Source organism: Sinorhizobium fredii, assembly GCF_002944405.1.
Taxonomy (GTDB): Bacteria; Pseudomonadota; Alphaproteobacteria; order Rhizobiales; family Rhizobiaceae; genus Sinorhizobium; species Sinorhizobium fredii_C.
Map to the genome: position 1 here is coordinate 1,262,858 of NZ_CP024310.1, position 17,800 is coordinate 1,280,657.

General features: G+C 63.8%; 18 protein-coding genes. 9 read left to right on the forward strand and 9 right to left on the reverse strand.

The window, feature by feature from the left end; translation table 11 throughout:
• Positions 1-67: 67 nt before the first annotated feature.
• From NXT3_RS29490 to NXT3_RS29520, 7 genes are all read right to left on the reverse strand, one after another.
• Positions 68-772, reverse strand: a complete 705-nt coding sequence (locus NXT3_RS29490; protein WP_037416656.1) for a class II aldolase/adducin family protein — start codon at positions 770-772, stop codon at positions 68-70.
• Entirely contained in the window at positions 765-2,237 is a 1,473-nt protein-coding gene (locus tag NXT3_RS29495) for an FGGY family carbohydrate kinase (RefSeq protein WP_234828213.1), read from the reverse strand. Before NXT3_RS29495 ends, NXT3_RS29490 begins: the two co-directional genes overlap by 8 nt.
• Positions 2,238-2,306: 69 nt before the next feature.
• Entirely contained in the window at positions 2,307-3,155 is an 849-nt protein-coding gene (locus NXT3_RS29500) for a sugar phosphate isomerase/epimerase family protein (RefSeq protein WP_104841434.1), read from the reverse strand.
• A gap of 2 nt (positions 3,156-3,157) precedes the next feature.
• Positions 3,158-4,156 (reverse strand): ABC transporter permease, encoded by a 999-nt coding sequence (locus tag NXT3_RS29505; protein WP_097524490.1) that lies wholly within the window; start codon positions 4,154-4,156, stop codon positions 3,158-3,160.
• Positions 4,153-5,154, reverse strand: coding sequence for an ABC transporter permease (locus NXT3_RS29510; protein ID WP_097524489.1), 1,002 nt, complete (start codon positions 5,152-5,154; stop codon positions 4,153-4,155). Before NXT3_RS29510 ends, NXT3_RS29505 begins: the two co-directional genes overlap by 4 nt.
• Complete coding sequence (locus tag NXT3_RS29515; protein ID WP_104841435.1) at positions 5,147-6,661, reverse strand: sugar ABC transporter ATP-binding protein; 1,515 nt, start codon at positions 6,659-6,661, stop codon at positions 5,147-5,149. Before NXT3_RS29515 ends, NXT3_RS29510 begins: the two co-directional genes overlap by 8 nt.
• 221 nt (positions 6,662-6,882) lie before the next feature.
• A complete protein-coding gene (locus NXT3_RS29520; RefSeq protein WP_083853938.1) occupies positions 6,883-7,875 on the reverse strand; it encodes an autoinducer 2 ABC transporter substrate-binding protein in 993 nt (330 codons plus the stop codon).
• Positions 7,876-8,114: 239 nt separating this feature from the next.
• Between NXT3_RS29520 and NXT3_RS29525 the strand changes: the two genes are divergently transcribed.
• The 6 genes from NXT3_RS29525 to paaX all read left to right on the forward strand — a co-directional run bounded on the left by NXT3_RS29525 (position 8,115) and on the right by paaX (position 12,720).
• A complete protein-coding gene (locus NXT3_RS29525; protein WP_097524488.1) occupies positions 8,115-9,191 on the forward strand; it encodes a LacI family DNA-binding transcriptional regulator in 1,077 nt (358 codons plus the stop codon).
• 28 nt (positions 9,192-9,219) lie between these two features.
• Entirely contained in the window at positions 9,220-9,708 is a 489-nt protein-coding gene (locus NXT3_RS29530) for an Lrp/AsnC family transcriptional regulator (protein ID WP_083541736.1), read from the forward strand.
• Positions 9,705-10,331: a LysE family translocator gene (locus NXT3_RS29535; RefSeq protein ID WP_097538745.1), complete on the forward strand. Its 627-nt coding sequence runs from the start codon at positions 9,705-9,707 to the stop codon at positions 10,329-10,331. The genes NXT3_RS29530 and NXT3_RS29535 overlap by 4 nt, the downstream gene beginning before the upstream one ends.
• A 154-nt stretch (positions 10,332-10,485) precedes the next feature.
• Complete coding sequence (locus NXT3_RS29540; RefSeq protein ID WP_037416631.1) at positions 10,486-10,938, forward strand: helix-turn-helix domain-containing protein; 453 nt, start codon at positions 10,486-10,488, stop codon at positions 10,936-10,938.
• 63 nt (positions 10,939-11,001) lie between these two features.
• A complete protein-coding gene (locus tag NXT3_RS29545; protein WP_097524486.1) occupies positions 11,002-11,730 on the forward strand; it encodes a TfuA-like protein in 729 nt (242 codons plus the stop codon).
• A 111-nt stretch (positions 11,731-11,841) separates the two neighbouring features.
• Positions 11,842-12,720 (forward strand): phenylacetic acid degradation operon negative regulatory protein PaaX, encoded by an 879-nt coding sequence (paaX, locus tag NXT3_RS29550; RefSeq protein WP_199773422.1) that lies wholly within the window; start codon positions 11,842-11,844, stop codon positions 12,718-12,720.
• A gap of 10 nt (positions 12,721-12,730) precedes the next feature.
• Here paaX and NXT3_RS29555 read toward each other — a convergent pair whose 3' ends face one another.
• Positions 12,731-13,201 carry an Lrp/AsnC family transcriptional regulator gene (locus NXT3_RS29555; RefSeq protein ID WP_097524484.1) on the reverse strand — a complete coding sequence of 157 codons (471 nt, stop codon included), beginning with the start codon at positions 13,199-13,201 and terminating at the stop codon, positions 12,731-12,733.
• Between the two features lie 118 nt (positions 13,202-13,319).
• Here NXT3_RS29555 and NXT3_RS29560 point away from each other — a divergent pair, with 118 nt between their 5' ends.
• Together NXT3_RS29560 and NXT3_RS29565 are read left to right on the forward strand one after the other, a co-directional pair.
• The gene (locus NXT3_RS29560; RefSeq protein ID WP_104841227.1) at positions 13,320-15,398 is read left to right on the forward strand and encodes an alpha-ketoacid dehydrogenase subunit alpha/beta; all 2,079 of its coding nucleotides are present in this window, start codon (positions 13,320-13,322) and stop codon (positions 15,396-15,398) included.
• A 2-nt stretch (positions 15,399-15,400) separates the two neighbouring features.
• A complete protein-coding gene (locus NXT3_RS29565; protein WP_104841228.1) occupies positions 15,401-16,621 on the forward strand; it encodes a dihydrolipoamide acetyltransferase family protein in 1,221 nt (406 codons plus the stop codon).
• 74 nt (positions 16,622-16,695) lie between these two features.
• On the opposite strand, the gene NXT3_RS31870 is transcribed toward NXT3_RS29565, so the two are convergent.
• Entirely contained in the window at positions 16,696-16,851 is a 156-nt protein-coding gene (locus NXT3_RS31870; protein WP_158665426.1) for a hypothetical protein, read from the reverse strand.
• Positions 16,852-17,178: 327 nt separating this feature from the next.
• Between NXT3_RS31870 and NXT3_RS29570 the strand changes: the two genes are divergently transcribed.
• Positions 17,179-17,769 carry an ANTAR domain-containing response regulator gene (locus NXT3_RS29570; RefSeq protein WP_037416578.1) on the forward strand — a complete coding sequence of 197 codons (591 nt, stop codon included), beginning with the start codon at positions 17,179-17,181 and terminating at the stop codon, positions 17,767-17,769.
• Positions 17,770-17,800 lie beyond the last annotated feature (31 nt).

Here is a 17,800-nt window from a genome sequence, read left to right on the forward strand (position 1 = left end):
TCCCCCGAAGGAGTCGAGTGAACTGGCTGCCGCCTTGTCGGGTGTCTCTACGATTGATCGAAAGAATTCACGCCTCGCCGCGCGGGCGGGCGATGTCGTTCACCCCGTCCGCATCCGGCGCCTGGCCGTAGCTCATGCGCTGCATCTGGGCGATGACGCGCTCCATCTCGTCGTCAGGCAGGATCGGCGGTTCGCCAAGGGTGAGAGCCTGGACATAGATCCGCGACAGCGTCTCGACCTCGATCGCAAGCCAGAGCGCCAATTCGAGCGTCTTGCCGAGCGAAATCTGGCCATGCTGGCCAAGCAGGCAGGCGGTCCGGTCCTTGAGTGCGGCAAGCGCGTTGTCGGAAAGCGCCTGCGTGCCGAAGGTCGCGTATTCGGCGCAGCGGATCGTCGTGCCGCCGGCAATGCCCGTCATGTAATGAAAACTCGGAATGGTCTTGTGGTGGCAGGCGAGCGTCGTTGCATAGATCGAGTGACAATGGAGCACGACGTTGATATCGGTGCGGGCGCGCAGAATATCACGATGGAACCGCCATTCGGACGACGGCCTATGGCCGACATAGGTTCCATCGAAATCCATCTCGACCAGATCTTCCGGCTGCATCGTCTCGTAAGGCATGGAAGATGGGGTGATCAGGAACCCCTCGCCGGCACGAACGGAAAGATTGCCGGCCGTTCCCTGGTTGATGCCGCTCGAATTCATCCGCCGGCAGATGTCCACCATCTCGCGCCTCAGTGCCAGCTTGTCGGTCGTCGGGTCTTCAGCCATGGAAGCTTCCTTTCGCGTGTTCGACTTCATTTCGCTTGCCCGGCGCTGCGCAGGCAAGGGCCCGCCAATCGGCGGCGTAACATATGAGCTCGGGTGTGAGTTGCTTGAGATTTGTCGGCTCCCCGAGGGCAAGTGGCGCCGGATGCCGGCGCCACTCCTGGCCGGCAAGCAGCGCCGCACCGGCGGCGACGCCATAGGCATCGAGGTTGATGCGCACCTTGCGGTCGGGAAGCAAGGATGCCACGAGCCCCGCATAGAGCGGATCGCGCAGAAAACTTCCATCGAGGACGACGAGGCGATCATCTGAAAGCATGTCGATGCACTCCGCAGTCAACAGCGCGCAACAAAGGAGCGCCAGGGCCTTCCGTTCCATCGGCTCCGCGACCGGCGGACCCAGGATTTGGCCGCGTCCGGCGCTGCCGGGAAAAATGCCATCCCCCTCTCCGAAGGAGGGAACGGCGAAGGTGCGCTGCGCTATCAGACGTGCAACGGTTTCGGGCGGCACAGGCTCGGCCGGCGGATCGCTGCCGGCGATCTGCGAGAATTCCCGCCCTCCCATGGTCAGAATGCCGCCGAGCGGATTGCCGAAAACATCGCTGTTCAAGGTCATGCCGCGATGTTCGTCGAGCCGCTCGACCGCCGTCGAACCGGAAAAACCGACGATCCAGGTCCCCGTCGAGATGACCGTGAAATCCCGCAGCCCCGCGGCGTGGTAGCGATAGTGATTGAGGCTGCTGTCATGGCCGCCCGTCAGCACGGGCAGTCCTTCCGGCAGATCGAAGCGGCGGGCAAGTTCGGAACGGAGGGGCCCCAGCGCCTGCCAGGCCTTGGCGAAGGGCGGCATCAGGCGCTGCCAGCCGCGGGTGCTGACGATCGGCGCCCAGCGCCCTTCCGCGACATTCCAGAGATGCGACTGGGCGCCGAGGAAACTCGCTTCCGAGGCGGCTACACCGGAAAGCCGCCAGGCCCAATATTGCGGCAGGCCGAGATACCAACGCGCTTTTCCGAACCCGCCCGGCTCCCGCTGCTCCATCCAATAGAGCTGGCGGGCCTGGTGCGTCGCGCCATGCATGGTCGCACTGCCGCGGTCGAGAAAGCTGCCGGCGAGCGGTGCATAGCCGTCGCGGATGTCGACCGGCAATGGCTGCTCATAGTCGACCATCGGAAGTGCTGCGCCGTCGCCGGCATCCGGATCCGCGCCGGTCAGCACACCGCCGGAGCCATGTCCGGAGGTGACGAAGGCGTCGAAGGCATGGCGGCGCGAGAGGATCGCCAGCGTCTCGAAGATCCAATCGCTTAAGGCATTCAGATCGTGATGGCGCCAGGGCGGTCCGGGCAGAACGGGGTTTGGGACGCTGAGGGTCTCGACGATCGTGCCGTCCGCCTGGGCGGCGCTGAGCTTAACATTGGTCTTGCCGACGTCGAGGACGGCGATCATCGCCTTTGCACTTCCTCGATCGCTCACCGCTGCCTCCACTTCCTATTGCTCTGGAGCAACAGGCGGCCAACAGAACCTGGCCGCCTGTTGAGGTCTTCAGATCAGCCCATATTGCCTGGCCTTGTTGCGCAGGAAGGGCAGGCCATTGCCCATCACTTCCTCCTCATCCTTGGCGACCGGCCGCCAGACCGCAAGGCCGTAGGCCACTTCCGGCGGCATGTTGATGAAGCTCTCCATGGCGAGACCGCCCGTGAAGCCGATGGCGGCAAGCGTCGAGAAGATTTCATCCCAGCCGCAGGTGCCGGAGCCGGGCGTGCCGCGGTCGCTCTCCGACAGGTGAATATATTTCAGATGCTCGCGTGCATCGAGAATGCCCTTGCCGACGCCCTTCTCCTCGATGTTCATGTGGTAGGTGTCGAGATGGACGAAAATGTTGTCGGCACCGACGCGCTCGATCATCTTCACTGCCTGCCAGCCGGTATTGATCAGGTGGTTCTCATAGCGGTTGACGGCCTCGACGCCGATTTCGATGCCGCGCGACTTGGCGTGCTTGGCGGCGGCCTCGAGCACCCGGGCGATATTGTCGTATTCCGCGAGCGTCGGCGGCACGCCGGTGCGCTCGCCGATGCCGCCATAGATGACTCCGGAAAGCGCCTCGCCGCCGAGCTCCGCGGTCTTGTCGATCGCGACCTTCAGATGCTCGATCGCCGCATCCGGCCGCACCGAGGCCCAGGCGCGCTCGGGCAGGCCGAGCGAGCAGAGCGCCCGCAGCCGGTTTTTCTCGAGCAGCGCACGGGTATGTTCCGTATCGACGGCCGGCGGGTTCAGCATCGGGATCTCGATGAAATCGACCTCGTATTTGACGGCGGCTGCCACCGCCCGCTCCGCACCCGGACGGTCCCAGTTCATGGTCCACATGCTCGTATGGACGCCAAATCCCTGCATGGTCATGATCCTCTTCTGATGATGGAAACCCTGATTTTCGAAGCGACCCAGCGAAGGATCATCACGCCGACGAGCAGGATTCCCCAGACGGCGGTCGCAAGATGCTGGTTGGCCCCTATGAGATTGAGGCCGGACGATAGAAGCTGCAGCACCACCAGCGCCACGAAGACGGGAATGACCCGGCCGAAGCCGCCGAACGGATTGACGCCGCCGAGGAAGCAGGCAAGCACGGTGATCAGCAGGTAGGACTCGCCGTGACCGATGCGCACCGAATTGAACCGTGCCAGCATGATGATGCCGGCAATGGCGCACATCATCCCGGAGAGCGTGTAGACGAGGACGATCGCCTTGCGCGTATTGATGCCGGAATAGCGGGTCGCCTCGAGATTGGAGCCGATCATGTAGGTATTGAAGCCGAGCTTGGTGCGGCCGAGCAGCACGTGCCAGCCGAGCACGCAGACAATGAAGACGATGAGCGGTACGGGGATGCCGGCGATCGAACCATGGCCAATCGGTCCCATGAAGGCGGGGAACCCGGAAATGTCGCCGCCACGCGTCAGGAACTCGCCGAGCCCGCGCAGGAAAATCATCATCGACAGCGACACGAGGATCGGATGGGCGCGGGTGAAGGCGATCACCAGCCCCATGACGACGCCGCTTGCCGCGCCGACCAGAAGCGCCAGTAGACAGCCGACGATGAAGATGCCGACGCCAGCATCGACGCCGCCATTCTCCCTGAGGACCCAGGCGACCGTAAGCCCGGCGATATTCGCCGTGAAGGTGATCGCCAGATTGAGGCCGCCGGTGAGGATCGGCAGCAGCATGGCAAGCGTCAGCAGGCCGAGTTCGGGCAGTTGGAAAGCGACGGAGCCGAAGGTTGCGGCACTCAGGAACTGCGGCGAGGCAAGTCCGAAGACAAGGACGACGGCGACGAAGGCGAGGCCGGGTCCGGCCATCTCCGGCCCGAGGGCCGTTTTGACGCGCTCGAGGATTGTGCTCATCGTCCCCCTCCCTTCTGGCCGACGAAGGGCACCAGACGTTCGATGCGCGTATTGGAAAGCGTGATGGCGAGCAGGATGATGGCGCCGACGATCATCTTGAAGGCAAAGGGTGAGACGCCCATCAGGTTGAGGCCGTTCTGGGTGATGGAGATCAGGAGAACGCCGAGCACGCAGCCGAGCACCGAACCCTTGCCGCCGCCGAGGCGAGCGCCGCCGAGGACGACCGCAGCAAGCACGTCGAGTTCGCGGCCGTAAAGCGCGTTCGGCACCACCTCCTGGGCATAATGCGCCTGGATCAGCCCGCCGATGCCGGCCATCAGGCCGAGCCAGCCGAAGGCGATGAACTGCATCGCGCCTATGTTGATGCCGAAGCGGCGCGCGCCCTCCGGGTTGTCGCCGAAGGCGTAGAGCTGCCGGCCGATCGTGGTGCGGGTGATCAGCATCCAGGTGGCTACGACACAGATCACCATCACGAGAACCGGCAGCGTGATCTCGATCCAGGTCCCGTCCGGCATTTCATGCTCGAAGAGGATGACACGGTCGGTCAGCCAGTCGGGCAGGTCGTAGATCGACACGCCCCGGGTGAAGAACATCAGCAGCCCGAAATAGATGTTGAACGTGGAGATCGTCGCGACGATTGAGATGATCCGGAAGCGGTGGATCAGGAAGGCGTTGACGCAGCCGAGCAGCACGCCGAACGAGGCGGCGATCAGAAGCCCGGAGACCCAGCCGCCGCCGCCGATCCAGCCGAGCACGATCGCGGTGCAATATTGCACGACCGAAGCGGAGACGGCAAAGGAGATGTCGATGCCGCCGGCAATTAGCACGACCAGCAGGCCGACGGCGAAGATGATGTTGACCGCGCTGATATTGAGGAGGTCGAAGGCGTTGCCGAGCGAGAAGAAGTTCGCCGTGGCGAAGGAAAGCACGGTGCTGATGACAATGATCACTGCCAGCAGCGAGAATTCGGTCGCGTGAGTGCGGATCAGGCTACGCATAGACGGCCGCCTCGATGTCTTCCAGCCGCGCCTGGCGCGGATCATAGCTGCCGACGATCCGCCCCTGCGCCATATGCAGGACGCGGTCTGCGTTGAAATAGACTTCCGGCACCTCGTCGGAGATCAGGATGATTGCTAGGCCGCTCTCGGCGAGGCTGGCCACGATGTCGAAGATGCCGGCGCGGGCGCCGACATCGACACCAACCGTGGGGCAGTCGAGAATGAGGACCTTCGGATCCGTGGCGAGCCATTTGGCGATCGCCACACGCTGCTGGTTGCCGCCCGAGAGCGTCGATATTGCATCGGCCTGGCGGCCGATCTTGACGCCAAGATCGGCGATCCAGCGCGAAACGAGGCTGCGCTTGCGGTCCTCGGAGAGCAGCCCGCCGGAAAGGATCTTTCGCAACGAGGCGATCACCAGATTGTCGGCGATCGCCTGCGGCTGGATGAGCCCGAGCGACAGCCGGTCCTCCGAGAGATAGGCGACGCCAGCCTTGATCGCATCGCGGTTCGAGGTGAAGCGAACGTCCCGCCCCTCGATGCTGATCGTGCCGGAGACGGGCCTCAGCATGCCGAAGAGGGCGAGCGCCAGCTCGGTCCGCCCGGCCCCCAGCAGCCCGGTAATGCCGACCGTTTCGCCGCGCCGGACTGTGAGCGAAATGTCCTCGAACTGGCCGGGCCGGGTCAGCCCCCGAACATCAAGCACCACCGGCTGATCGTCCTTCGCGCGTGCGCGGACATGCTGGTCGAAGATCTTGCCGGTCATCAGTTCGGTGATGCGCGACTGCGTCATGCCGGCGGCGGGATAGACCCCGACCAGCGCCCCGTCGCGCAGCACCGTGATGCGGCTTGAAATCTCCAGCACCTCGGCGAGCCGGTGGCTGACGAAGACGACGGCGACACCGGAAGCAGAGAGGTTGCGAACGATATCGAGGAGGTGATCGGTCTCCGACTGCGTCAGCGATGCGGTCGGCTCGTCCATGAAGACGAGCTTCGCCTCGCCGATCAGTGCCCGGGCGATCGCCACGATCTGGCGCTGGGCGATTGCATATTCCTTCAGCGGCATGTCGACGTCGAGACTGACGCCGAGCCGAGCGAGCGCGTCGGTGGCGATCTGCCGCATGCGGCCGTAGTCGACCAGGCGCGGCCGGCGGCCGACCACTTCGTGGAAGGCGATATTCTCGGCGACGCTCATTTCCGGAAACAGCGCCAGGTCCTGCCAGATGACCTTGATGCCGCGGTCCTGGGCGGTAACCGGCGACATGTGCGAATAGGTCTCGCCGTCATATTCGATGACAGCGCCGTCCGCCGGGCGGTAGACGCCGGTGATCACCTTGATGAGCGTGGTCTTGCCGCAGCCGTTCTCGCCTGCGAGACAATGCACTTCGCCGGGGCGGACCTCGAACGTTACATTCTTCAGCGCCTTGACGCCGCCGAAGGTCATGGTGATGTTGCGAAGGGACAGAAGCGGCTTTTCACCGACCGTCGCGCTCGTTGCCTGATGCATGGACCCTGCGCCTGTCGAACTTCGTTTCACGAGACTTGCCAGGCCGGCCGGAGCCGGCCCAGCAGCCGGGAGAACCCGATTGCATGTCTCCTTGGATCGATCCCGATTTAAGGACAAAGACATGCAGCAATTCAAAGTGCTACAGCGACCTTTACGCGTCTCGTAGGATGTACGGTGCTGTAGGGCGGGATGCACGGCGCGCATCCCGCCTGGAAACACCGTCAGAGACCCATCGCGGCGAGGTCGGCGACGGTGTCCTTGTTGATCGGTACCAGCTGGTCGACGATGATGTTGCGGTTCTGGAAGTCCGGATGGACGACGCCCAGGCCTTCGATCTCGTCGCCGTCCTTGATCTCCTCGCCCTTGAGCAACTTATCGGCCATCGTCACGAAGACTTCGCCCGCCTGCTTCGGATTCCACATGAAGCCGCCGGAGATCGCGTCGGACTTCACCAGCTTCTGGCCCTGTCCGGGCGAGAAGGGCCCGAGAACGAAGATCTCGCCCACTTTGCGGCGTTCCTCGATCGCACGGCCGGCGCCGATCGGGCCCTGGCTGCCGAAGGCGAGGAAGCCTTTGAGGTTCGGATGAGCGGAGATCAGGTCAAGCGCCGTCGAGCGGCTCTTGTCGACATCCTCGGCAACGCCGTAGCGCTCGCCGACCAGGGTCATCTCCGGGTAGTTCTTCTTGATATAGGCGATCGCCGCATCAGCCCAGGCATTGTGCAGCGGCACGGTCAGCGAGCCGACGAAGACCGCATACTCGCCCTTGCCGCCCATCTTCTCAGCCAGCAGCTTGCCGTGCGCCTCGCCGAAGCCCTGGGACGAGGCAAGCTCGAAGTCCCAGTCGGCCCCCTTTTGGTTCGGCGATTCGTGGGTGATGACGATGATGCCCTTCTCCTTCGCCTTGGTGAGGACCGGCTCCAGCACCTTGGCATCGTTAGGCACGACGCCGATCACTTTGACGCCCTGGGCGATCAGATCCTCGATGGCGCGAACCTGCAGGGCCGGGTCGGCGCTCGTCGGACCGACCATGAAGGCGTCGAGGCCGAGCTTCTGGCCGCGCTCCTTGATGCCCATTTCCATGGCGTTGAACCACGGAATGCCGCCGATCTTGACGACTACGCCGACCTTCGGCGCATCCTGCGCCGCGACGGAAAAGGCACCGGCGAGCGAAAGCGAAGCCGCCAGAGCGGCAGCAAGAAATGTCTTGATCATGTCTCTCCTCCACAGGTTCCCGCAACGGGAACTCTCCCGGGCGCTTGCGCGCCGGCCTCCAGTTTCAATCCTCCTTGACGAGAAGCGAGTTTCCCGCCGCTGACCGTCGCCTCCTCAGGCGACCCACGCCGTGCGCAATCGATATTTCTTGTTTGCACAATCGATGGTGCAGAGACTATCCTGCAGACTTAATCTTTCGTCAAGCGGAAATCGGCTCTAAGAGATTCGAGGGGGCTCAGATGGCGAACAGCGGCAAGAAGAAGGCGACGATCTACGATCTCTCGGTGCTCTCGGGCAGCTCGCCTTCGACGGTGAGCGCCGTGCTGAACGGCACCTGGCGCAAGCGGCGCATCAAGGAAAGCACCGCCGAGCTCATTCGCAGCCTCGCCGAGACCCACCAGTATACCGCCAACCGCCAGGCGCGCGGTTTGCGCAGCTCGCGCTCGGGCCTCGTCGGGTTGCTCCTGCCGGTGCACGACAACCGTTACTTCTCCTCGCTCGCCCAGACCTTCGAGGCGCATGTGCGCAGCAAGGGCCAGTGCCCGATCGTCGTCAGCGCCAGCCGCGACCCGGAGGAGGAGCGCAAGACCGCCGAGACGCTGATCTCCTATTCGATCGACGAATTGTTCATCTGCGGCGCGACGGATCCGGACGGGGTTCACGAGGTCTGCGAAGCGGCCGGCCTGAAGCACATCAATATCGACCTGCCGGGCACGAAGGTCCCGTCCGTCATCAGCGACAATTTCGAAGGCGGCCGGCTGCTGACCGAGGCGATCATCCGCCACTTTCCCGCCGACCGGCCGCTCCAGCCGCGCGATCTCTACCTTTTCGGCGGCCGCAACGACCATGCGAGCCATGAGCGGATCCGCGGCTTCCGCGCCGTGAAAAAGGAACTCCTCGGCGACGATCCGGACGAATGCATCCAGCCGACCGGCTATGCCGCGAACAATGCGCGAAAGGCCTTTGACGCCTTCTACGCCCGGCACGGCAAGCTGCCGCGCGGCCTCTTCGTCAATTCGTCGATCAACTTCGAAGGCCTGTTGCGCTTCATGGCCGAGCATCCGCATAACAATTTCATCGACCTCGTCGTCGGCTGTTACGACTACGACCCTTTCGCCTCGTTTCTCCCTTTTCCCGTCATCATGATCCGGCAGGATGTTGAAGGAATGATCGCCAAGGCCTTCGAGGTGATCGAACAACCCCGGGCGGCGGCGCGCATCCATCTGGTGGAGCCGGTGCTCGTGCCGCCGAGGACGGCACTGACCGGGCCGCTCGATGCTCTGAAGGACATCGATCTGCCGCGGGGAGCACCTTAAATATTCTCTGTACATTAGCTGCCTTGCAATGTATTTTTCTGTAATGGACATTACAGACAAAAAAATCATTGGAATCCTAGCCAACGACGCTCGTGCCTCGCTGACGGACATCGGCGCCGCGGTGGACCTTTCGCCCTCGGCGGTCAACGAACGCATCCGCCGCCTGGTGACGAGCGGCGTCATCCGCCGCTTCACGCTCGAGGTCGATCACCGGATCCTCGGCTTCGACGTGCTTGCCTTCGTCTGGATCGCGCTGGCGACCGATGCCGACGAGAGCGAGTTTCGCAGCTTCATCGCCTCCCACCCGGCGGTTGCCGAGTGCCATCACGTGACCGGCGCCTGGTCCTACTGCGCCAAGGTGCGCATGCCGACGCTCGGCGACATCGAACCGTTTCTAGCGGAACTGAAGGCGCGCCGCTATCTCGCCCGCAGCGAGACTGTCCTGGCGCTCTCCACCGCCACGGAACGTCCGGTCACCTTGCCCGCGGGCGACGAGGCGAAGCGAGTGAGATCATGACCCTGTTCCTCTTCGCGAAGGGGCTGCTCCTCGGCCTTGCCATTGCCGCACCGCTCGGTCCGATCGGCGCGCTGTGCATCAGCCGTACGCTCGAGCGCGGCTTCTGGGCCGGCGTCGCCGGCGGTCTCGGCACGGCGCTGGCCGATGCAACCTATGCGATGATGGCGGCTGCCGGCTTTGCGGCCTTTGCGACGTTTCTCGCGACGCTTTCGGTGCCGCTCGGCGTCTTCGGCGGTGTCTTCATGCTCTGGCTCGGCTGGCGAGGATTGACGCCGCGGCCGATGGCGGCGGCGGCCGAGATTGGTGCACGCGATCTGCTGCACACCACCACCGCGACCTTCCTGCTGACGATGGCGAACCCGACCACGATCCTGACCTTCGCGGCGATCTTTGCGGGCCTCGGGCTTGCCGCCGTCGGCGATGGAAGGAGCGCCGCGATCCTGGTCGCCGGTGTCTTCCTCGGATCGCTCGGCTGGTGGTTCCTCCTGAGCGGCGGCGTCGCCCTTGCCAAGACCCGGCTGCCCGACGGTTTTTCCGCCTGGACCTCGCGTCTTTCCGGATTTCTCCTCATCGCTTTCGGCTTCGCCGCCCTTGCCTCGGCAGCGTCCGGCCTTGCAGGGTAGCGATTCATTTCGCAGCGACACGCGGCCAATACTCCTCCTTGCCGCAAAAGCGCCGTTTCAACCATAGAATTTAGCGCGCAGTGATTGCATCCGCTCGCTTATGCGAGCAGACTTACATATAACTGTAGTGAGAGATCGCGAGGAGAATCGTTTAATGAAGAAGAATCCAAATCCGATCGATACCTTCGTTGGTTCGCGGGTCAGAATGCGCAGATTGATGGTCGGAATGAGCCAGGAAAAACTCGCCGACGGCCTCGGGATCACATTCCAGCAGGTGCAGAAATACGAGAAGGGCACGAACCGCATCGGCGCGAGCCGGTTGCAGGCGATCGCCGATATTCTCGGCGTGCATCCGAGCTTCTTCTTCCAGCAGGACGAGAAGCCAGAGGCGCGAGAAACTGCGGCCGATGTGCATGAGTCGCACGAAATCTCTTCCTTTGTCGCCTCCAAGGAGGGGATCGCGCTCAACAGGGCATTCCTGAAGATCGCCGATCCGGTCTTGCGGAAGAAGATCATCGCCCTCGTCGCCGCCATGGCAAATTCCGGCGAGGCGGAACAGTCGGCCGTGCCGTCGGCGGCCCGCCATGCCGAACCCTTGCACAGCTAAGACCTGCAGCGCCGCGCGTCCTATCAGGCGCGCAACGGCTGCTGCAGCGCTTTGGACTGCTGCATGAAAATCCTATTCGTCGGCCCGACCGTCCCCGATGCGGCCAGAATTGCCGGCGACGCACTGGCCGTCCGGCCGCCCGCCACGCAGGGCGATCTCGTCCGCGCCGTCAACGAAGGGGCCACGGCCATCGGCCTGATCGACGGGAATTTCGAATATGTCGCTCCCGTCTGGCACAAGGAAATACTATTCGCCCTCTCTCAGGGTGTCGCAGTCCTCGGCGCCGCCAGCATGGGCGCCCTGCGGGCGGCCGAATGCGCCCCCTTCGGCATGGTCGGGATCGGTGCCGTTTTTCGCCAGTATATCGACGGCGAGACGGTGGACGACTCGGACGTGGCACTGCTGCATGCACCACGGGAACTCGGCTATGCGCCGCTTACGGTGCCGCTCGTCAATCTGCGTGCGACGCTGCGCCACCTCACGGAGCAGAATCTGTTATCGCACTCGGATGCGGCGCGCACCGCCGATGCGGCGGCAAGCCTGTTCTACAAGGAACGGAGCTGGGCCGCGATCTTTGCCCGCGCGGGCTTTGCGTCCGGAACCGATGCGGTGATGCTGCGCGCCAACTATGTCGACCAGAAGCGCATCGATGCACTCGAGCTTCTTGAAGCGCTGCAACGGATGCCGGCGGAAAGACGTGCGGCTCCGCGAGACTGGAATTTCAACGCAACCAGTCTCTGGACGACGATGCTGAGCCGGCTGCCTCCGTTCACCGAAATGGCGGATGTCTGAACGGCAGTGCGCTTTGGCTGATCGAATAGCTCGCCTCCATGGCTTCTCCATTGTGTTCTGCCACAGCCCATGGAATGTGATCGGGCTGGGAGAGAAGGCGCGAGTCGAATAATGGCAGAAGGCGAGGCAGACGGTCGCATCGCGGAACTCGTCGAGAACATTCTCGCCGAGAGGCCCCTGAGGGCCGCCGGCTTCATCGTGACGATCTATGGAGACGTCGTGGAGCCCCGCGGCGGCATCGTTTGGATCGGCAATCTGATCGACACCTGCGCCGCGGTCGGCATCAGCGAAACGCTGGTGCGAACCGCCGTCTCGCGGCTGGTCGCGGCCGGGCAGTTGCTCGGCGAGAGAGAAGGACGGCGCAGCTACTATCGCCTTTCGAAAGCAGCCGGCAGCGACTTCGCTGCCGCGGCACGGATCATTTTCGGCAGCGCGCAGGCGGAAAGCTGGCAACTGGTGCATCTGAGCGGCGCCCGGGCCGAGGAAAGGATGCAGGCCCTCGAGCGCGCCGGCTACGCACGGCTAGACCCGCGCCTCGCCATCGGGCCTGCGAGAGAGAGGCCGGAATCGGCCGACGCCCTGGTGCTGCGCGCCGACTCGCCCGATTCGAAGGCGCTCGCCGCCTTTGTCCAGACCTATTGGGACCTCGCACCGCACGCTGCCGCCTATCGCCGATTCATCGACCAGTTCGCACCGGTGGTCCTTCTTGCGCAGAGCCTAGCGCCGGCCGCGGCGCTAACGATGCGGCTGCTTCTGATCCACCGGTTCCGCACCGTCCTGCTGCATGACCCCCGCCTGCCTTCTGCCGCTTTGCCTGAGGATTGGCCCGGCATGGAGGCGCGCCGCCTATTCGCCGCGCTTTACCGGCTCCTGTCGCCCTTAGCCGACGCCCATATCGGGCGGACCTTCGTCAGCGGGTCCGGTCCGCTCCCCGACGTCACCGAGGAGACTAAAAGGCGCCTTGCCCTGCTCGAAGCACAGGCTGCTTAGCTGCAGGCCACTACACCGGAACGGCGGTCGAGTATTTCACGCTCTTCAGCGCGAAATGCGAGGACGAATTCGCCACCGCGTCATGCGTCAGGATGCCGTGCATCAGCAATCGCTCGTAATCGGCAACGTCCGCCACGACGACGCGCAAGAGATAGTCCCACTCGCCCGACATCGAATAGCATTCCAGCACTTCTTCGTGGCTCTCGACGAAGCGTTCGAAGCTTCGGCGGGCGACCAGGTCGTGCGACTTCATCCGCACATGACAGAAGACGTTCAGACCACGCCCGACCAGGTCCGGATTGACGAGCCGAACGGCCTTTCCGAGCACGCCGGCCGTATCGAGCGCCTTGATCCGCCGCCAGCAGGAGGCCGGCGAGGCACCCACCGCCTCGGCCAGCGCAGCGTGGCTGATATCGGCCTGTTCCTGGAGGATTCTCAGGATCTTTCGGTCGACCGTATCGAGATTGAACGTGCTCATCATAATTCTTTCGAAAATGAAACAGGTTCATCAATCGATATCGAAAATGCTGCAAGATTGAAACCGATTTGCGCCCGAGGCGAGCTACTCTTCCAGTGAGGAACCTGGAGGAGATAAGGCAATGGGACAGGCTGCACTCAAACCGGACCGCCGGAACGCACCGGACGAGAGCATCGACTGGAAGCGGGTGGTGCATCTCACGCTTCTGTCCCGCGAACTCGACGAGATGGAGGAGAAACGCCTCGTCCCTGAGAAGAAGGTCCTCTATCAGTTTTCGGCCCGCGGCCATGACATGGCGCAGATCCTCTTGGGGCTGAAGCTCACGGGTAAGCATGACGCAGCCTGCGGCTATTACCGTTCCCGCCCACTGCTGCTGTCGCTCGGCGTCGATCCGGCCGACGCGCTCGGCTCGGCCATGGCGCGCGCCGGCGGCTATTCCGACGGCCGCGACATCGGCGTCGTCTTCAACTATCCCAATCCGAACGGCGCCTCGGCGCTGCCGATGTGCGGCGGCGTCGGATCGCAATACACGCCGACGGCCGGATGGGCGCAGGCGATCGCCTATTTCAGCAAGCACCTCAAAAACCGGGATTACGACCGCGACATCGCCGTCGTCCTCGGCGGCGACGCTTCGGTCGCCTCCAACGGCTTCTGGTCGGCGCTGACGGTCGCCACGACGCAGAGCCTGCCGATGCTCTTTTATATCGAAGACAACGGCTTCGGCATTTCGGTCCCCTCGACCTTGCAGACACCCGAGGGCAACATCGCCGCCAATCTCGCGGCCTGGAAAAACCTCACCATTCTCGATGGCGACGGCTCTGATCCGGAGGAAGCCGCACGGCTCACCGGAGGCGCCGTGGACCTCGTTCGCGACGAACGCCGGCCCGTCCTGCTGCGCCTGCGGGTGCCCCGCCTCGAGGGACACAGCTTCCAGGACACGCAGGCCTACAAGAGCGAAGAGCTCGTCAGAAGCGAATGGGCGCGCGACCCGTTGCCGCGGCTGAAGGACTATCTGGTTCCTGCCGTCTTGAGCGAAAGGGAATGGGAAGAGGTCGCCGGCGCTGCCGGGGCGGCGGCCGAACAGGCACGCCTGGAGGCCGAGTCGCGGCCGGTCGCCGATCCCGCAACGCTGACCCGCAATGTCTTCTTCGAGGGCGAGATGCAGGCGATGGGCGGACAGCACTGTAGCGGTTACCAACCACCCGCAGCGACCGACACGCCGACGGGCGACGGCCAGCGGATCAACATGGTGACCGCAATCCGGCGGACGCTCGACCTCGAAATGTCGATCAATGACAAGGTCATCCTGTTCGGCGAGGATATCGGCCCCAAGGGCGGCGTCCATGCCGTGACCCTCGGATTGCAGGAGAAATACGGCGCGGCCCGCGTGTTCGACACCTCGCTTTCGGAGGAAGGCATCGTCGGCCGCGCCGTCGGAATGGCGCTCGCCGGCCTCGTGCCCGTTCCCGAAATCCAGTTCCGCAAATATGCGGAACCGGCGATGGAACAGATCAATGATTGCGGCACGGTCCGCTGGCGCACGAACAACCGCTTCGCCGCCCCGATCGTCCTGCGCATGCCGGGCGGCTTCTTCAAATGCGGCGACCCGTGGCACAGCCAGACGAACGAGGTCGCCTTCGTCCACCAGCCGGGCTGGAAGGTCGCCGTTCCCTCCAACGCCGAGGATGCCGTCGGGCTCCTCAGAACGTCGTTGCGCGGCAACGACCCGGTGATCTTCTTCGAGCACCGCGCCATGCTGGACCATGCCTGGGCGCGCCGCCCCTATCCAGGGGACGCCTTCGCCCTGCCCTTCGGCAAGGCGAAGTTCACGCGCCAAGGCAAAGACGTCACGATCGTCACCTGGGGCGCGATGGTGCACCGCTGCGAGGAGGCGGCAGAGGGGATTTCCGCCGACGTTATCGACCTCAGGACATTGATGCCCTGGGACCGCGACGCGGTGCTTTCCTCGGTCCGCCGCACCCGCCGCTGCCTGATCGTTCACGAGGATCTCGGCACTGCCGGTTTCGGTGCCGAAATCGCCGCGGCCGTCGCCGACGAAGCCTTCATCGATCTCGACGCTCCGGTCTCGCGGCTCACCATGCCGGATATTCCAAGTCCCCATAATCCGGTCCTGCTCGACTGGGCGGTCCCCTCGACGGAACGGATCCGCCGGAAAATCACCGATCTGCTGGAGTATTGAGCATGGGCGACCTCATCGACATCAACGCCCCCATCGAGCAGGAGGGGACGAAGGCCGTCGTCCGCAACTGGCTGAAGAAAATCGGCGAAAGCGTGAAGTCGGGCGACCCGCTGGTCGAGCTCGAAACCGACAAGGTGACCCAGGAAGTCCCCGCCCCGGCCGACGGCATTCTCACGCAAATCCTCATGGAGAACGGCGACGATGCCGTGCCCGGCGCCGTTCTCGGCCGGATCGGCAGCGAAACACTCGGTCGTGAGCAGGTCGCCGTGCCGGCGCAGGGGTCGGCCCTGAGGACGCCCGGCGATGCGGGGGCACCGCATTTCTCTCCCGCCGTACGCCACGCGGCCGAGGAATACGGGATCGATCCGACGACCATTGCCGGCACCGGCCGGGACGGCCGCGTCACCCGCGCGGACATGGACAGGGCCTTCGCGCAAAGGCCGGAAGGCCGCGCTCCGGTGCCCGAGGCGAGGCCCACCCAACCGCCACCTCGGATGGAACCGGCGGAGAAGGGCACCTTGCTGCGTTCGCGAAAGATAGCGCACAGCGGCATGCGCAGCTCGATCGCCGCACATATGCTCTCGTCGGCGACCACCGCGCCGCACGTGACCGCCGTCTTCGAAGCCGATTTCTCGGCGGTCATGCGCCACCGGAACGCGCATAAGGCGAAGCTGGCGGCGGAGGGCATCACTCTCTCCTATACCGCCTATATCGTTTCCGCCTGCGTGGCGGCGATGCGCGCCGTCCCCGAAGTCAACAGCCGCTGGCACGAGGATGCGCTCGAAGTTTTCGACGAGATCAATATCGGCGTCGGAACCGCGCTCGGCGACAAGGGACTGATCGTGCCGGTGATCCACCAGGCCCAGGATCTCCCCTTCGCCGGGATTGCGGCGAAGCTGCAGGACCTAACTGCCCGGGCACGGGCAAACGCCCTCGGCCCCGACGACGTTAGGGGTGGCACCTTCACCATTTCGAACCATGGCGTATCGGGCTCCTTGCTTGCGACACCGATCATCATCAACCAGCCGCAATCGGCGATCCTCGGGATTGGAAAACTCGAGAAGCGGGTCGTTGTGCGCGAGATCGACGGCGTCGACACGATCCAGGTGCGGCCGATGGCCTATGTGTCGCTGACCATCGACCACCGGGCGCTCGACGGCCATCAGACGAACATGTGGCTCACCCATTTTGTCCAGGCCCTTGCGACCTGGCCCCATGAATAACGCTGACGTGCTGGTCATACGCGGATCCGATAGTGAGCCACCAATGGCGGCAGCCCGCCAGCGGCAGTCACCGGCTAGCGCGAAGCGTTCGTCTTCTCGAGCTTCGGCACCGTCCAATAGCGGCCGTCACCGGAATGGCGCTCCGCGGCCCAGAGCGGTCCGAGCCAGATGAGCAACAGACCGGCCGCCAGCGGCAAAGCCAGAACCGCAACGAACAGGACAGCTTGCATAGCAACAATTCCCATGCTCTTCAGCCGTCAGCTTTGCTGACGTCTGCAACTTACAACCGGCCGGGTCTGCGAAAAGTTCCAATCGAGGTCGGTGCGGCTGTTCCCGCCCGATGTTCGACTCAGGTCGGGCATCGAGGTACGTACAGGGACCGCGTCGGTTGCCGGCTCCGCTCGCCCACCATCGAAGGTCGAAATTGCGGCTCATTTTTTACGCAGCCAAGCGTGTACCATTGAGCATCTTGCCCTAAATTTGATCAATTATCTCATTCGCAAATTATTTAGGCACAGACATATTGCGAAAGTTGCTGCACTGCATCATGATGCAGCATGTCGCATCGAGATCTGACCATCCTAGTCATTGACGAGAACGCCATTCGCGCCTCGATCATCGAGGAAGGTCTGCGCGAAGCGGGCCACCGCAATGTTACGGTCATCCATGAAGTCCATGGGGTGGCGCGGATCATCGAGACGCTGCAGCCCGATGTGATCGTCATCGATATCGAGAATCCCAACCGGGACATGATGGAACACCTCTTCCAGCTGACGCGCACCGTCGGCCGGCCGATCGCCATGTTCGTCGACCGCTCCGATACGGCCTCGATCGAGGCCGCGGTCGAGGCCGGCGTCTCGGCCTACGTGATCGACGGGCTGAGAAAGGAACGGGTCAAGCCGATCCTCGACATGGCCGTCAGCCGCTTCAACGCCTTCAGCCGGCTGCAGCGCGAACTGGCCGAGGCGAAATCGGCGCTCGAGGAGCGCAAACTCGTCGAACGAGCCAAGGGCATTCTCATGAAAATGCGAGGGCTTTCCGAGGAGGAGGCCTTCACGCTGCTTCGCCAGACCGCGATGAACGAGAAGAAGAAGATCTCGGAAATCGCGCAGAGCGTGGTGACCGCCGCCGGATTGCTGATCCGATGAGGGACGGACGCCACGCGAAGCGAGCAGCGCG

Coding starts and splice junctions, on each gene's coding strand:
- NXT3_RS29520 (WP_083853938.1), bottom strand. CDS start 7,875: ATGATCAAGACATTTCTTGCTGCCGCTCTGGCGGCTTCGCTTTCGCTC.
- NXT3_RS29510 (WP_097524489.1), bottom strand. CDS start 5,154: ATGCGTAGCCTGATCCGCACTCACGCGACCGAATTCTCGCTGCTGGCA.
- NXT3_RS29515 (WP_104841435.1), bottom strand. CDS start 6,661: ATGCATCAGGCAACGAGCGCGACGGTCGGTGAAAAGCCGCTTCTGTCC.
- NXT3_RS29560 (WP_104841227.1), top strand. CDS start 13,320: ATGGGACAGGCTGCACTCAAACCGGACCGCCGGAACGCACCGGACGAG.
- NXT3_RS29570 (WP_037416578.1), top strand. CDS start 17,179: ATGTCGCATCGAGATCTGACCATCCTAGTCATTGACGAGAACGCCATT.
- NXT3_RS29505 (WP_097524490.1), bottom strand. CDS start 4,156: ATGAGCACAATCCTCGAGCGCGTCAAAACGGCCCTCGGGCCGGAGATG.
- NXT3_RS29535 (WP_097538745.1), top strand. CDS start 9,705: ATGACCCTGTTCCTCTTCGCGAAGGGGCTGCTCCTCGGCCTTGCCATT.
- NXT3_RS29540 (WP_037416631.1), top strand. CDS start 10,486: ATGAAGAAGAATCCAAATCCGATCGATACCTTCGTTGGTTCGCGGGTC.
- NXT3_RS29525 (WP_097524488.1), top strand. CDS start 8,115: ATGGCGAACAGCGGCAAGAAGAAGGCGACGATCTACGATCTCTCGGTG.
- NXT3_RS29500 (WP_104841434.1), bottom strand. CDS start 3,155: ATGCAGGGATTTGGCGTCCATACGAGCATGTGGACCATGAACTGGGAC.
- NXT3_RS29555 (WP_097524484.1), bottom strand. CDS start 13,201: ATGATGAGCACGTTCAATCTCGATACGGTCGACCGAAAGATCCTGAGA.
- NXT3_RS31870 (WP_158665426.1), bottom strand. CDS start 16,851: ATGCAAGCTGTCCTGTTCGTTGCGGTTCTGGCTTTGCCGCTGGCGGCC.
- NXT3_RS29490 (WP_037416656.1), bottom strand. CDS start 772: ATGGCTGAAGACCCGACGACCGACAAGCTGGCACTGAGGCGCGAGATG.
- NXT3_RS29565 (WP_104841228.1), top strand. CDS start 15,401: ATGGGCGACCTCATCGACATCAACGCCCCCATCGAGCAGGAGGGGACG.
- NXT3_RS29545 (WP_097524486.1), top strand. CDS start 11,002: ATGAAAATCCTATTCGTCGGCCCGACCGTCCCCGATGCGGCCAGAATT.
- NXT3_RS29530 (WP_083541736.1), top strand. CDS start 9,220: ATGTATTTTTCTGTAATGGACATTACAGACAAAAAAATCATTGGAATC.
- paaX (WP_199773422.1), top strand. CDS start 11,842: ATGGCAGAAGGCGAGGCAGACGGTCGCATCGCGGAACTCGTCGAGAAC.